11 protein-coding genes are annotated in these 13,169 nt (G+C 72.4%); 7 read left to right on the top strand and 4 right to left on the bottom strand.

Annotated features, from left to right (window positions below; translation table 11 throughout):
* Nucleotides 1-11 precede the first annotated feature (11 nt).
* Complete coding sequence (gene pheT, locus NUV94_02630; GenBank protein ID MCR4391684.1) at nucleotides 12-2,345, top strand: phenylalanine--tRNA ligase subunit beta; 2,334 nt, start codon at nucleotides 12-14, stop codon at nucleotides 2,343-2,345.
* Nucleotides 2,346-2,765 carry a tRNA (adenosine(37)-N6)-threonylcarbamoyltransferase complex ATPase subunit type 1 TsaE gene (gene tsaE / locus NUV94_02625; GenBank protein MCR4391683.1) on the top strand — a complete coding sequence of 140 codons (420 nt, stop codon included), beginning with the start codon at nucleotides 2,346-2,348 and terminating at the stop codon, nucleotides 2,763-2,765.
* 95 nt (nucleotides 2,766-2,860) lie between these two features.
* Here tsaE and NUV94_02620 read toward each other — a convergent pair whose 3' ends face one another.
* Complete coding sequence (locus NUV94_02620; GenBank protein MCR4391682.1) at nucleotides 2,861-5,152, bottom strand: endonuclease MutS2; 2,292 nt, start codon at nucleotides 5,150-5,152, stop codon at nucleotides 2,861-2,863.
* Nucleotides 5,153-5,155: 3 nt separating this feature from the next.
* Nucleotides 5,156-6,091, bottom strand: coding sequence for a nitronate monooxygenase (locus tag NUV94_02615; GenBank protein ID MCR4391681.1), 936 nt, complete (start codon nucleotides 6,089-6,091; stop codon nucleotides 5,156-5,158).
* An 83-nt stretch (nucleotides 6,092-6,174) separates the two neighbouring features.
* On the opposite strand from NUV94_02615, the gene NUV94_02610 reads away from it, so the two are divergent.
* From NUV94_02610 to NUV94_02600, 3 genes are all read left to right on the top strand, one after another.
* Nucleotides 6,175-7,158, top strand: coding sequence for a TGS domain-containing protein (locus tag NUV94_02610; protein MCR4391680.1), 984 nt, complete (start codon nucleotides 6,175-6,177; stop codon nucleotides 7,156-7,158).
* Nucleotides 7,155-8,312, top strand: coding sequence for a M20/M25/M40 family metallo-hydrolase (locus NUV94_02605; protein ID MCR4391679.1), 1,158 nt, complete (start codon nucleotides 7,155-7,157; stop codon nucleotides 8,310-8,312). The genes NUV94_02610 and NUV94_02605 overlap by 4 nt, the downstream gene beginning before the upstream one ends.
* A gap of 90 nt (nucleotides 8,313-8,402) precedes the next feature.
* Nucleotides 8,403-9,197, top strand: coding sequence for a serine protease (locus NUV94_02600; protein ID MCR4391678.1), 795 nt, complete (start codon nucleotides 8,403-8,405; stop codon nucleotides 9,195-9,197).
* Between the two features lie 85 nt (nucleotides 9,198-9,282).
* Here the strand turns inward: NUV94_02600 and NUV94_02595 are convergent, their stop codons facing one another.
* The gene (locus NUV94_02595; GenBank protein ID MCR4391677.1) at nucleotides 9,283-9,801 is read right to left on the bottom strand and encodes a type 1 glutamine amidotransferase; all 519 of its coding nucleotides are present in this window, start codon (nucleotides 9,799-9,801) and stop codon (nucleotides 9,283-9,285) included.
* Entirely contained in the window at nucleotides 9,792-10,817 is a 1,026-nt protein-coding gene (locus NUV94_02590; GenBank protein ID MCR4391676.1) for an L-threonylcarbamoyladenylate synthase, read from the bottom strand. Before NUV94_02590 ends, NUV94_02595 begins: the two co-directional genes overlap by 10 nt.
* Before the next feature lie 59 nt (nucleotides 10,818-10,876).
* On the opposite strand from NUV94_02590, the gene NUV94_02585 reads away from it, so the two are divergent.
* Both NUV94_02585 and mutM read left to right on the top strand, forming a co-directional pair.
* Nucleotides 10,877-12,382 (top strand): amidohydrolase, encoded by a 1,506-nt coding sequence (locus tag NUV94_02585; GenBank protein ID MCR4391675.1) that lies wholly within the window; start codon nucleotides 10,877-10,879, stop codon nucleotides 12,380-12,382.
* A 7-nt stretch (nucleotides 12,383-12,389) separates the two neighbouring features.
* Nucleotides 12,390-13,163 (top strand): bifunctional DNA-formamidopyrimidine glycosylase/DNA-(apurinic or apyrimidinic site) lyase, encoded by a 774-nt coding sequence (mutM, locus tag NUV94_02580; GenBank protein ID MCR4391674.1) that lies wholly within the window; start codon nucleotides 12,390-12,392, stop codon nucleotides 13,161-13,163.
* Nucleotides 13,164-13,169: the final 6 nt, after the last annotated feature.

The following is a 13,169-nucleotide window of genomic DNA, read 5'->3' as shown; positions in this document are numbered from 1 at the left end:
GAGGACAGGTCATGCGGGCATCCCTGAGGTGGCTCGCGGAGTACGTGGAGCTCCCGAAGATCCCGGTGGAGGACCTTGCCGAGCGGCTGACCCTGGCCGGCCTGGAGGTGGAGCGGACGGAGACGTACGCGGCGGAGGGCGTGGTGGTGGGCCGGGTCGCGGCCAGCGAACCCCACCCCAAGGCGGCGGGCCTCTCGGTGTGCCAGGTGGAGGTGGGCCGGGAGGGGTACACCGTGGTGTGCGGCGCGGCCAACGTCGAGGTGGGGGGGCTGGTCCCCCTGGCCGTGCCCGGGGCCCGTTTGCCCGGCGGGGAGGTGACCACGGCCACCATCCGCGGCGTCCGAAGCCGCGGGATGATCCTATCCCGTCAGGAGCTGGGCCTGGAGGCCAAGTCGGGCGGGATTTGGAACCTGCCCGCGGGGCTCGAGGCCGGGGCAGACCTGGCCCCGCTCCTCGAGTTCCCGGACACCGTGCTCACCCTCAAGATCACGTCCAACCGCCCCGACCTCCTTGGCCTCTATGGAATCGCACGGGAGGTCTCGGCCCTGTTCCGTACCGATCTTCGGGAACCAGACCTCGCCTTCCCCGAAGAAGGGCCCGAGGCCGGCGCGCTCACGGCGGTGGAGGTAGAGTCCGCCGTAGACTGCCCCCGGTACATCGCCCGCCTGGTCCTGGACGTGCGGCCCTGGGCATCGCCGCTGCCGCTTCAGGCGCGGCTCCTCAAGGCCGGGATGCGCCCGCTCACGTTCGTGGTGGACGTCACCAACTACGTGATGCTCGAGTTCGGCCATCCCCTGCACGCGTTCGACCACGGGAAACTCGCGGAGGGGCGGATCGTGGTGCGCCGGGCCCGGCCGGGAGAGCGCATCCGCACCCTGGACGGGGTGGACCGCGCCCTGACCACGGAGGTGCTGGTGATCGCGGACGGAGCGCGTCCGGTGGCGGTAGCCGGGGTGATGGGGGGGGCGGACACCGAGGTCCACGACGGCACGCGCACGGTGCTTTTGGAGGCGGCGAGCTTCTCCCCGGCCCGGGTCCGGCGGGGCGGGCGGGCCCTGGGGCTCCGCACCGAGGCAAGCTTGCGGTTCGAGCGGGACCTGCCCCCGGAGACGGCGGACCTCGCCTCCCGCCGGTGCTGCGCCCTCTTCGCCCGCCACGCCCCGGTGCGCATCGCCCGCGGCGCGGTGGACGCGTACCTCGCCCCCGGGCGAACCCCGGTGGTGGCCCTGCGCAAGGCCCGGCTGAACGCGGTCCTCGGGACCACGGTGCCCGAGGCCGAGGTCGCCTCAGGGCTGGCCCGGCTGGGGCTGGCGGTCGAGGACCGCGGGGACCGATGGGAGGCGCGGGTGCCCCCGTTCCGGCGGGACCTCGCCCGGGAGATCGACCTCATCGAGGAAGTGGCCCGCCTGTACGGCTATGACCGGATCCCGGCCGTCCCGCCCGTGGTGGCGCCCCGGGTGGGGACGAAGGAGCCGCGGGAGGGGTTCGCCGATCGGGTGCGGGAGGTCCTGGTCGCCCTCGGCCTGACCGAGGTCTACTCGTTCGGGCTGGTGCCGGCGGGGGAGGCGGAGGTGCGGCTGCGGAATCCGATGGCCCAAGGCCAGGATGGGCTGCGGGCGAGCCTTCTGCCCGGGCTCTTGGCGGCAGTACGGGAGAACCTGGAGTCGCAGGCCCCTGGGGTGGCCCTGTTCGAGGTGGGCCGGGTGTTCGCGTGGGCAGGGGACGAGGTCCACGAGGACGAACGGGTCGGGGTGGCGTTGGCCGGGCGTCCTCCGACCCCGCTCGCGGGCAAGGCCGAGTACGCCCCGGCCGACCTCAAGGGGGTGTTGGACGCCCTCCTCGCCGCCCTGCGCGTGCCCGAGGTCGAGCTCGCCCCGTGCGCGGACGATCGCCTGCATCCGGCGCGCCGGGCGAGCGTGGTCCTGGCCGGCCGGACGGTGGGCTGGCTGGGGGAACTGGCCCCGGAGCTTGTGCAGGACCTCCCCGGCGGGCGGCGGGCCCTGGCGCTGGAGCTTGAGCTGGCCCCGCTCGCCGCGGCGGCACGGGCAGTCCAGTACAAGCCCGTGCCCCGGTCCCCGGCGGCCAGGCGGGATCTCTCCCTCCTTGTGCCCCGGGACGTGCCGGAGGGGGAGGTCCGCGCGGCGATCCTCGGCGAGGCCCTGGTGGAATCCGCGTTCTTGTACGACCTCTACCAGGGCCCGGGCGTTCCCGCCGGCCAGATCAGCCTGACCTACGAGCTTGCGTTCCGCGATCCGGCGCGGACGCTTTCCTCGGAGGAGGTCGACGCGGCCGTGGCCCGGATCCTCGGCCGGTTGGCTGCGCTGGGCGCGAGGCTCCGCACGTAGATGGAACGGGTGGTCATCACCGACGGCGCCGAGGAGACGGCCGAAGTCGGGGCGGGGCTCGCCGGCGACCTCCGCGACGGCGACGTGGTGGCCCTGGTGGGGGAGCTCGGGGCGGGGAAGACAACCCTGGTCAAGGGGCTGGCCCGGGGGTTGTTCGTGAAGGAGGAGGTCCTGTCCCCGAGCTTCGTCCTCGCCCGCACGTACCGGGGGCGGCTGCCCCTCCACCACCTCGATGCCTACCGCATCGCCCGTCCCGAGGAGCTCGCCGAGGTCGGGCTGACCGCCCTCCTCCCTCCCGAGGAGGGGGTGACGGCGGTGGAGTGGGCGGACCGTATCGCCGCCCTCATCCCGGCGGGAGCGCTTTGGGTGCGGCTCGAGCTCGTCGGCGGGAACCGCCGCAAGATCATCCTGCGCCGGTAGGCTTCCCCACCTCCCGGGTGAGGAAGAGCTGCATCCCGAGCGTCTCCGGGGTGCGGATGGATGGGATCAGAACGCGACGAAGTCCCGTCGCGGGATCACAGCTCCACGATCGTCACCCCGTCGCCGCCCTCCTGGGGCGGGGCGAGGTGGAACCGCTTCACGTAGGGCACGTGTGCGAGGTAGGCGTGGAGGGCCCGCCGGAGGGCCCCGGTCCCCTTGCCGTGCACGATCCGGCCGGTGTGGATCCCGGCGCGGAGGAGCCGATCGAGCCACGCCGTGACCTCGCGTTCGGCTTCGGCCACGGTTAGCCCGCGCACGGAAAGCTCCAGGCTCACCTGCTCCACGGAGGGGAGCACCGGCCCGGCCACCCGCGGCGGGGGCAGGGGCTCGGCCGTCTCCAGCGACGACGGGGGGAGCTCCACCCGCCGGCCCTTCACCTCCACCTCCACCCGGTCCCCGTCCACCCGCAGCACGGTGCCCACCGTCCCGGTGGCCCGCACCCGCACCGTCGCCCCTTCCGCGAGCTTCGGGGCCGGATGGGCCTCGGGCGGAGGCGGGGGCGCCCCGGCGGCCACCTCCTCCACCCGGCGCAGGATCTTCCGCCGCTCCTCGGCCGACTCCGCGGCGCGGGCCTGGGCGATGAGCTCGGAGAGCTCCTTGCGGGCAGATCGGATCTCCTCCTCCAGACGGGCCAGTTCCTGCCCCAGGGCCTCGGCCTTCTTTTCCCGGAGCGCCAGGAGCCGCCGCTCGTAGTCCTGGCGCATCTTGCGGACGACGTCCCGCTCCAGTTCAAGGTTGGCCCGCAACCGGCGGGCCGCGCTCCGCTCGCGCTCCAGCTCCTCGATGATCTCTTCGGCCTGGATCTCCCCGGACGTGAGCTTCCCCCGCGCCGCCTCGACGAGCTCCCGCGGGAGCCCCAACCGCTCGGCGATGATCAGGGCGCACGACCGCCCGGGCACCCCCTCCTGCACCCGGTACGTGGGGGATAGGGTCTCGAGGTCAAACTCCATCGAACACGACAGCACCCCGGGGTGGGAGATCGCGAAGTGCTTCAGGGGGGTAAGGTGGGTCGCCACCGCGGCGGTAGCTCCGATTTCGAGGAGCCTCTCCAGGATCGCGAGAGCGAGCGCCGCCCCCTCCTGAGGGTCGGTCCCAGCCCCGAGCTCATCCAGGAGCACCAGGGTTCGCTCGTCGGTCTCGCCGAGGATCTCCACGATGTTCTTCATGTGCGAGGAGAAGGTGGACAGGTTCTGCTCGATGGACTGCTCCTCGCCGATGTCGGACCGCACGCGCGGGAACACGGTGAGCACGGTGCTCGGCGAGGCGGGGATGGGGATACCGCTCTGGGCCATCAGGGTGAGGAGGCCGATCGTCTTCAGCGTGACGGTCTTCCCGCCGGTGTTGGGTCCGGTAATGACGGCGACGCGCTTGGCCCCGCCGAACGCGATGGACACCGGAACCGCCCGCTCCCCAAGGAGCGGGTGCCGCGCCTCCACCAGCTCCACCCGCCCGTCCTCGGCCAGGGTCGGCACCGCGCCCCGCACCGCCTGGACGTAGCGGGCCCGGGCATACAGGGAATCCAGCCGGGCCAGCACCGCCAGGTCCCGGCGGAGGTGGGTTTCTTCACGCAGGAGGGCCTCCGTGAGCTCGACCAGGATCCGCAGCCGCTCCCGCCAGATCTCGTCGTCCAGTTCGCGCAGGCGGTTGTTGAGCTGGACCACCGGCCCCGGCTCGGCGAACAGGGTCTGGCCACTGGCCGAGGTCTCGTGGACCACCACCGATGCCCCGCGGGCCCCGGTCTTGAGGGGGATCACGAATCGCCCCCCGCGCTGGGTCACCACCGGCTCTTGGACCAGGTCGCGGTTGCGGTCGAGGAAGCGGCGCAGGGCCTCGGTGATCTCGTCCACCAGCCCCCGCCGCTCACGGCTCAAGGCCCGGAGCCTCGGGGTGGCGTCGTCCCGGATCTCTCCCCGCTCGTCGATCGCCCGCCAGATGGCCGCGAGGAGCCCGGTTTGGTCCGAGAGCCGTTCCGCCAGCTCAGCGAGGCCGGGGAGCTTCGACGTGGCGAGCGCTTGGCGGACGTCGGCCGCCGCGGCGAGGGTCGCGGCCACGGTCAGAAACCGCTCCGGGTCCAGGCTCCCGCGGTCCTTGGCCTCGTCGAGGATCGGGGCGAGGTCGTGAAGGGCCCCGGGGGCGAATCCATCCCGCACCGCCTTCTCCATCTCCTGCAGGAGGGCGAACTCGCGGGCGACCGTCTCCCGTTCGCTCGACGGCCGCAGGGCCCGCACCGCCTCCGCCCCGAGGGACGACGAGGCGAACGCGGCCACGCGCTCCAGGACCTTGGCGAGCTCGAGGTCCCGTTCCGTGCGGGGATTGACCACGCTCACGGCCTAAAACCCCAGGTCCCGGCCGAGGATCGTCCGGCACTCGGCGACCATGCGCTCCATGATCTCCCGCACCGGGAGGACCTCGCGGATCAGGCCGGCGATCTGCCCAGCCATGAGGGACCCCGTATCGAGGTCCCCGTCGTACACAGCCCGCCTGAGGCCGCCCACGGCGAGGGCCTCGAACTCGTCCGGGGACCGCCCCTCCTCCTCGTACTGGGCGAGGGTCTTGGTGAGCTTGTTGAGGAGGCACCGCACCGGCCGGCCCAGCGTCTGCCCGGTGACGATGGTGTCCCGGTCCCCGGCCTTGACGACGGCCTGCTTGTAGTTGGGGTGCACCGGAGCCTCCTCCGAGGCGAGGAACCGCGTCCCCACTTGGACACCCTCCGCCCCTAACGCCAACGCGGCGGCCATCCCCCGGCCGTCGGCGATCCCCCCGGCGGCCACCACCGGGATCCTCACCGCGTCCACCACCTGGGGCACCAGGGCCATCGTGGTGACCGTGCCGATGTGCCCCCCGGCCTCCATGCCCTCGGCGACGACGCCGTCCGCGCCCAGCTTCTCCATCCGCACCGCCAGGGCCACCGCGGGGATGACCGGGAACACCTTGATCCCCGCCCCCTTGAGGGGATCCATGTACTTCCCGGGGTTTCCGGCCCCGGTGGTCACCGCCGCCACCCGCGCCCGGGCCGCGACCGCGGCGTGGTCGGGGGCGCTCGGGTCCATCAGCATCAGGTTCACCCCGAACGGCCGGTTTGTACGACGGCGGACCTCGGCGATCTCCCGCTCCAGTTCCTCCGGACGTAGGCCCCCACTGGCGAGGATCCCCAGGCCGCCGGCCTCGCTCACCGCAGCCACGAGCGGGGCGCGGGCCACGTGGGCCATGCCCCCGAGGAACACGGGGTACCGGATCCCAAGCATCGCACAGGTTCGGTTGGCCATGGTGGTCAACTATACCGGCCCGAAGGTCCGGATGCTAGAACCCAATTCTTCCGGTCGTTACACTCCTTAGATGGGAGAGGACGATGCCGGCCAACCTGAATCCCGAGTTCATCGCCGCCCGGGACCGTTTCAACCGGGCCAAGACGGACGACGAGCGCCTGGACGCGCTCCAGGAGATGTTGGCCACCATCCCCAAACACAAGGGGACAGAGAAGATGCAGGCCGACATCAAGCGCCGCATCGCCAAGCTCAAGGAGAAGGCGGAGGGGCGGCGCCGGTCCGGCAAGGGCGGGGTCACGTACCACATGGACCGGGAGGGCGCGGCCCAGGTGGCCCTGGTGGGGCCGCCCAACGCCGGGAAGTCCTCCCTTCTCGCCGCGCTCACCAACGCCACCCCACTCATCACCCCCTACCCTATGGCCACCTTCCAGCCCCTGCCGGGGATGATGGAGTTCGAGGACATCCAGATCCAGCTCGTGGACCTGCCCCCCATCACCCGGGAGTACACGAAAGGGTGGGTGTATGGGCTCATCCGCCTGGCCGACGTGGTGGCGCTGTGTGTGGACCTGTCTTCCGCGCAGTGGAAAGAGGAGGCGGAGGAGGTCGTTGCGCGCCTCGCGGAGCACCACATCCGCGTCACCGCAGGGGCCAGCCGCCAGGTGGACTGGCGGACGGTGGAGCGCCGGGCGCTGGCGATCGGGCTCAAGGCCGACCTGGCTCCGGCCCGGGCGGGCGAGCTCCGGGAGTGGGCCGTCGGCCGGTTTCCGGCAGCGGCAGCGTCCACCGTGACCGGGGAAGGCCTGGAGGACCTGCGGCGGGCCATCTTCCAGGTGGCGGGGGTGGTGCGGGTGTACATGAAAAAGCCTGGTCAGCCGCCGGACCTGAGCAAGCCGTACACGATCAGGGAGGGGGCGACGATCCTCGACGTGGTAGACCAGATCCACAAGGACTTCGTAAGTCGGCTGCGCTACGTGCGCTTGTGGGGCTCGGGCCGGTTTGATGGCCAACATGTCCCCCTGGACCACGTGGTCCAGGACAAGGACATCGTGGAGATCCATCTGACATGATCGATCCTATCGAGCTAGCTCAAGAACTGGTGCGCATTCCCAGCCCCTCCGGAGAAGAGGGGGCGGTGGCGGAGCACCTGCTCCGGGTCCTCCGCACGTTCTGCGAGGCCGAACGGGGTCCGTTCGGCACGGTGGTGGGAAAGCTCTCCCGCGGGGACGGGCCGACGGTGATGGTCGAGGGCCATCTGGACAACGTGCCCCCCGGGGATGCGGGGGCCTGGGTCCATCCCCCGTTTGGAGCGGAGATCGCCGATGGGATGCTATACGGCCGTGGGGCGGTGGACATGAAGGGGGCGATCGCCGCCCAGGTCGCCGGGGCGGCAGCCGCGGCCCGCGACCTGCAGGGGACGCTCCTCCTCGTGTACGTGCCCCACGAGGAGACCGCCGAGGGGACAGTGCTGGCACGGGTGCTGGACGGGGTGAGCCGCCCCGACCTGGTGGTGCTCGGCGAGCCCACGGATTTGCGCCTAGGGGTCGGGCACCGGGGGCGGGCCGTGCTGCGCCTGGAGGCCCCCGGCCGCACCGCCCACGCCGCGATGCCCGAGCTCGGGGAGAACGCGATCGAGCGCATGGTGGACGCCCTGCCCTACGCCCTGGCCGTCCCCTTGCCCGAGGACCCGGTCCTCGGCCGGGGGTCGGCGACGGTGGTCGCCGTGGGCACCCCCACCTGCGGTCCGCTGGTCCCCGACCGGTGCTGGGCCCTTGTCGACCGGCGCATCGTGCGCGGGGAGACCCCGGACTCGGTGCTCGCCGACTACGAGGAGCTGGGGGTGAAGGCCTTGGTGGAGCAGGGGGAGCTCACCGCGTACACCGGGGAGAAGCTCACCGCCCAGTACTTCTTCCCCGCGTGGTGGATGGACCCGAGCCACCCGTGGGTGGAGCGGGCGTGGGCGGCGCTCTCGCAGCCTCCGCTGCGGGTGTGGCGGTTCTCCACGGACGGAGTGGAGTCGTGCGGCCGGCGGGGCATCCCCACCGTGGGCTACGGGCCGGGAGACGAGGCCCTCGCCCACCAGCCGGACGAACGCATCCCCGTGGCCGACCTGGCCAAGGGGGCGGAGGGGTACCGCCGGCTCCTGCGCGGGCTCCTGACCCCAGAAGCCCGACCCAGGCGGTGCCGGAAGATCCGGAGAGGGCGGCACCGACGCCGGAAGTGACCCGCCCGGTCAAGGCCCGGTGCGGCCGGGCGCGCGTTCCGACTGGCCCAAGGCGGGTTCTCTCATCTGCCCCTGTGTCGAGGGAGTGGCGTGATCGGATCTCCGCTGGACGACGGAACACCGGATCCGTTCGAGGAACCGTGGGCTGAACCCGAGGCCCCGCCCCGGCCGCGCCGGTGGTGGGTGCCCGTGTTGGTCCTGGTGGTGGCCGGGGCCCTCCTCGTCGCGTTCGTACCCGGACTTTATCTCCAGGAACGGGTGGGGTCCGGGACCGGGTTCGTGATCGGTGAGGCCGGGTACATCCTCACCGCGGCCCACGTCGTCCGCGGGGCTCGACAGGTGACGGTGGAGTGGGCAGGGCGACGCTATCGGGCCGCCGTGGTGGCCACGACTGCCGATCATGACCTGGCGGTGGTTGCGGTGGCGGGGGCCCGCCCGATGCCGCGGGCAGTGCTGGGCAACTCGGACTTCGTTCACATCGGAGACGAGGTCACCGCCATCGGGTACCCAGAGGGAAGGGCGTGGCCGACGGCCCTCACCACCGAGGTCCTCGGGGTCGGGTGGCGGGCGATCGGCCCCGAGGACGCGGTGCTCACCGATCTCCTCGCCGTGCGCGACCCGTTTCGGGCCGGGTATAGCGGGGCGCCGCTGGTGAACGCGTCCGGGGAGGTGGTGGGTGTCGTGGCCGGAAACCTGTCGACCGGTGGCGGGCAGGAAGCCGGGTTTGCCGTGTCCGTGAACTTGGCCCGGGTATGGCTCGCCGGTCGTGGGATCAGCCTGCCCCCCGTGGCGTCGTCGCAAGGAGTGGCGCTCTCCCCGGCCGAGGTCGTCCAAGCGGTCCAGCGGTCGGTGGTCCGGATCGAGGTCCAGGTTCCCCGGGGGTGACGCCTGGGCGCCCGGGCGGTCGACCGCAAACGGAGGACGGTGCAGCTGCGAACGGGATCCCTGGCCGTTCGGCCCGGGTGGGCGGCTACGCGGCGAGGGCGGTGAGGATGGCGCGCATGAACGCGGGGAGGTCGCTGGGAACCCGGGAGGTGATGAGGTTCCCGTCCACCACCACCTCCTCGTCCACCCAGGTGGCGCCGGCGTTCGCGAGGTCATCGCGGATCGCGGCGACGCTCGTTACCTTCTTGCCCTTCACCACCCGGGCCGAACAGAGCATCCACCCTCCGTGGCAGATCGCGGCCACCGGCTTCCCGGCCTCCGCCATCTTTCTCACGAACTCCACCAGTTCTTTGCTCCGCCGCATGTGGTCCGGGGCGTACCCGCCGGGGATGATCACCCCGTCGAAGTCCTCGGCCCGGGCCATGCTGGCGGCCAGCTCCGCCTTGGCCGGATAGCCGAGCTTGCTCTTGTACTCCACCGCCTCCGGCCCCACCGCCACGGCCTTCGCCCCCTCCTCCTTGAGCCGGAGATAGGGGTACCAGAACTCCAGCTCCTGGTAGAGGTCGGCCACGAGCACCGCCACCCGTTTCCCTCTCAAGGGCATCCTCCTTCCTTTCGCATGGGCCACACGTGCCGCTCGCTCAGGCGGGCCCGGCCGGATGCGGCCCGTCGCAGCCGGTCCATGATCGCCACCCCGAGGCCCTCCTCCGGCACCGGCTCGGCCACGATGGCGGCAAGGCCCGCCTCGTCCAGGGCCCGCAGGGCCGAGAAGAAGTGGGCCGCCGCCTCCACCAAGTCCTCCCGCGGGGACAGCACCTCCACCCGGCCAAACCCGTGCCACCCATCCCGGAACGCGAGGAACCCACAGCGCATGCGATCGATGCCCTCTCCATCCTCGGGGGGGCCGGGCTCGAGGAGGTAGAGGGGGGTCGTGGGGAGGTAGTGGCGGGGGAGGGTTCCCGGCGATGCGGACGGCCCGTGGGGCGGGTTCACCCGGAGGTTTGGGATCACCTCCCGCAGGGCCTCCAGGGGGGTACCCCCTGGGCGCAGGACCCGCGGGGGATCGTCCACCAGGGACAGCACGGTGGACTCGACCCCGACCGGGGTTAGGCCGCAGGCGAGCACGGCATCGATCGCCCCCCCAAGCTGGGCGAGGACCGCCTCGTGGTGGGTGGGGGAGAGGCGCCCGAACCGGTTGGCGCTGGGGGCGGCGATGGGGCGTCCGCTCACGCGGATCAGCTCCAGGGCCACCTCGTGGGCCGGCATGCGCACCGCCACCGTGGGAAGCCCGGCGGTGACGACCTCCGGAACCCGGGGGGTCTTGGGGAGGACCAGGGTCAGGGAACCGGGCCAGAACCGGGTCATCAGTTCCCGCGCTAGTGGGGGCACGGCGGCCCATAGCCCCTCCGCCTCCTCGGGGGCGGCCACGTGGACGATGATCGGGTCGAACCGGGGCCGCCCCTTGGCCGCGAAGACCCGGGCCACCGCCTCGGCGGACAGGGCGTCCGCCCCCAGGCCGTACACGGTTTCGGTGGGGAAGGCCACCAATCCCCCAGCCCGGATGATCTCCGCCGCGGCGGCGATCCCGAGGGCGTCCGCGGAAAGCACCTTCGTGTCCACGGCCCTATCCTACCTCCTCTCCCGGGCGGACGACACCCCCGACTATAATGGCCTGAGCCATGGCGGCCGAGCTGATCTTACACGGGGGATCGATCCTCGGTGGGGAGGCAGGGGCGGATGCGGTGGCCGTCCGCTGCGGGCACATCGCCGCGGTGGGGCGGAGCGAAGAGATCCTACGCCTGCGCGGCCCGGCCACGCGGGTCATCCCCCTGCACGGGCGGGCCCTTCTCCCCGGGTTCTTCGATGCCCACACCCATTTCGTCCGGGTGGGCTTGGAACGCACGTTCTACGTGGACCTTGGTTCCGCCCGGTCGCTTTCCGAGGCCGTGGACCGGTTGCGGGAGGCGGCCAAGGCCCGCCCCGGGGAGTGGGTGGTGGGCCGCGGCTGGGACGAATCGCGGTGGCCGGAGCGCCGGTACCTGGAACGGGGCGACCTCGACCGGGCCGTGCCGCGCCAACCTTGCTGCGCGGTGCGGGTGGACGGGCACCTGGTGGCCTGCAACACCTTGGCCCTCGCCCGCTGCCCCCGGCCGGAAGGGGAGTTCGTGGACCGGGACCGGGGGCATCTGTGGGAGGAGGCAGCGTGGGAGCTCACCTCTGCGGTGCGGCCGGAGCGGGAGACGTTGGTGGAGGCGGTGGCCGCTGCGTGTCAATACGCCGCGTCCCTGGGGGTGACTGCGGTGGCGGACATGGCGGGCGCCGCCGATCTCCCCGTGTACCAGATCGCCGAGCGGCGCGGGCTCTTGCGGACGCGGACGTTCCTGTACCTGCCGCTCGAGCAGCTCCCGGCCCTGCAGGCGCTCGGGGTGCGCACCGGGTTCGGCTCGCCGCTGCTGCGGGTGATGGGGGTGAAGGCGTTCGTCGACGGGTCGATCGGCGCCCGCACCGCCGCCCTCCAGGACCCGTACCGGGGTGAGATGGGGCACGGGCGGGTGCTCCTGGGGCGGGCGGAGCTGGCCCAGCGGTGGAAGAGAGCGATGGACGCTGGGCTCCAGGTGGCGATCCACGCCATCGGCGACCGGGCGGTGGAGGAGGTGCTGGCTGCGGCGCGGTTGAGCGCGGTCGGCGCCCACGACCGCCATCGGGTCGAGCACCTGGAGCTGGCCACGCCGGAGCAACTGGACCGCATGAGCGGCCTGGGGCTGATCGCGTCTATGCAGCCCAACTTCGTGGCCCAGTGGTCCGGCCCGGGGAAGATGTACGAGGAGCGCCTGGGGCCGGAGCGCGACGCCCGGATCGACCCCCATGCCTGGGTGGTTGAGCGGGGGATTCCCCTCGCGTTCGGCTCCGACGGGATGCCGATGGGCCCCCTGTACGGCATCGGCGCGGTCCTCGACCCGCCCCATCCGGTGCAGCGGCTCCCGTTGGAAGCGGCCCTGCGCGCGTACACCCACGGGGCGGCGTATGCCGCGTTTGCCGAGGGGGGGCTGGGGAGCATCGCGCCCGGGCAGTGGGCGGACCTGGTGGTGCTGTCCGCCGACCCGCAGACTTCCCCGTGGTCGGGGATTCGCGTGGACATGACCTTCCTTGCTGGCGAGCCGGTGTTCAAGGGCGCGGCGTCCTAGACTGCGAATGCCCGAGCTCCCTGAGGTGGAGACGATGGTCCAGGGGCTGCGGCCCGTGGTGGAGGGGAAGACCCTCCTCGCCGTGGAGGCCCACGACCCGAAGCTCGCCCACGTCCGGCCCGCCCTCGATCTCCCGGTCGAGGTGCGAGCCCTCGCCCGGCGGGGGAAGTACGCCCTGTTCGACCTCGGGGACCGGCTGCTCGTGATCCACCTGCGCATGTCTGGGCGCCTGGCGTGGGGCGCGTCCGCGCCGGAGGGGCGGGTGCGCCTGGCCCTGCGGTTTCCGGATGGGGAGGTGTACCTCGTGGATCCGCGGCGCCTGGGTACAGCTGAGGTGGTGCGGGAGTTCAAGGGAGACCTCGGCCCGGAGCCGTTCGGGGATTTGTCCTGGCTTCCCACAGCGCTCAAGGGGAGCCGGATGCCGATCAAGCTCTGGCTCATGGACCAGCGGAAGATCGCGGGGATCGGGAACATCTACGCAGCGGAGATCCTGTTCCGGGCGGGGATCGACCCCCGCCGGCCGGCGGGCGGGCTCGAGCCCGCCGAGGCCAGGCGCCTTACGAACGCGATCCCGGAGGTGCTCCAGGCGGCCCTGGCCGAGGCCGGGACGACGCTTCCCGATGGGGTCTACCAGGGGCCGAACGGGGAGCCGGGCGGGTTCGCGGTTGAGCTCTCCGTGTACGGCCGGGAGGGGGAGCCGTGCCCGACCTGTGGGACCCCGATCCAGCGGGTGATCCTCGGCGGCCGCGGCACCTACTTCTGCCCCTGCTGCCAGCGTTAGGGGTTG

The organism is Candidatus Acetothermia bacterium (assembly GCA_024653305.1).
GTDB lineage: Bacteria > Bipolaricaulota > Bipolaricaulia > Bipolaricaulales > Bipolaricaulaceae > JACIWI01.
This window is presented reverse-complemented; position numbering and strand designations above follow the sequence as displayed.

What these genes read in the sequence shown, in the direction of transcription:
- pheT (MCR4391684.1), top strand. Translation starts at nt 12, where the DNA reads ATGCGGGCATCCCTGAGGTGGCTCGCGGAGTACGTGGAGCTCCCGAAG.
- tsaE (MCR4391683.1), top strand. Translation starts at nt 2,346, where the DNA reads ATGGAACGGGTGGTCATCACCGACGGCGCCGAGGAGACGGCCGAAGTC.
- NUV94_02615 (MCR4391681.1), bottom strand. Translation starts at nt 6,091, where the DNA reads ATGGCCAACCGAACCTGTGCGATGCTTGGGATCCGGTACCCCGTGTTC.
- NUV94_02610 (MCR4391680.1), top strand. Translation starts at nt 6,175, where the DNA reads ATGCCGGCCAACCTGAATCCCGAGTTCATCGCCGCCCGGGACCGTTTC.
- NUV94_02605 (MCR4391679.1), top strand. Translation starts at nt 7,155, where the DNA reads ATGATCGATCCTATCGAGCTAGCTCAAGAACTGGTGCGCATTCCCAGC.
- NUV94_02595 (MCR4391677.1), bottom strand. Translation starts at nt 9,801, where the DNA reads ATGCCCTTGAGAGGGAAACGGGTGGCGGTGCTCGTGGCCGACCTCTAC.
- NUV94_02585 (MCR4391675.1), top strand. Translation starts at nt 10,877, where the DNA reads ATGGCGGCCGAGCTGATCTTACACGGGGGATCGATCCTCGGTGGGGAG.
- mutM (MCR4391674.1), top strand. Translation starts at nt 12,390, where the DNA reads ATGCCCGAGCTCCCTGAGGTGGAGACGATGGTCCAGGGGCTGCGGCCC.